The sequence below is a fragment of the Brachyspira catarrhinii genome (assembly GCF_005518285.1).
Lineage (GTDB): Bacteria > Spirochaetota > Brachyspiria > Brachyspirales > Brachyspiraceae > Brachyspira > Brachyspira catarrhinii.
Window position 1 is genome coordinate 1 of sequence record NZ_SJDU01000721.1, and the last position, 600, is coordinate 600.

At 34.7% G+C, this 600-nt stretch carries 1 protein-coding gene; it reads right to left on the reverse strand.

Going from position 1 to position 600, the window contains the following annotated elements:
* Positions 1–511, reverse strand: a 511-nt coding sequence (locus EZH24_RS13185; RefSeq protein ID WP_137999463.1) for a hypothetical protein, incomplete at its 3' end; no start/stop codon positions are given.
* Positions 512–600: the final 89 nt, after the last annotated feature.

A 600-nucleotide genomic window follows, 5' to 3' on the forward strand; every position in this document is an offset into this window, starting at 1 on the left:
AAAACTCCATTAATTCGCCCGGTATATATGTTGTAAGTTTATCATTTGAGGCACTGTCGGCAGGCAAAGATGTAGTTTCTGAAGCAGCATTAAAAAGCCCTTGATTTTCTGAAGCGTCTGCCCCAAAGAATGTTATATGTGCTCTTCTCTGTGCCATAGCTTGTAATGAGATAATTTTTTTAAACTCAACTAAACTTTTACCAACACCTAGCTTATCAAACTTAGCTTCTTCATTAATATTAGTTGTAAAAGATGTTTGTACTTCATAATAAGGAACAGCCATTTGTCTGAGTGTTCCGTCATTTTTTGGTATATCTTTTCTCCAAATTGAGGAGCCCCCCACTACTGAATTAGCACTTATCTCATCAGCAAGCATTACATATAATACATCATCTCCTCTTGTTCCATAATTAGTTCTTTTACCAATTACAGCGTTATATTCTATACTCTCATACAATTTTCCTATAATGCCCGGAGCCTTAGCGTGAGGAAATATTCTTTCAAAGTTCATACTCATAATTTGTTCTCCTTTTTTATTTTATAGTTTTACCAAAGCACATGTACAATCTGTCCATTCCACAGTGTCTACATTAAGTTTTC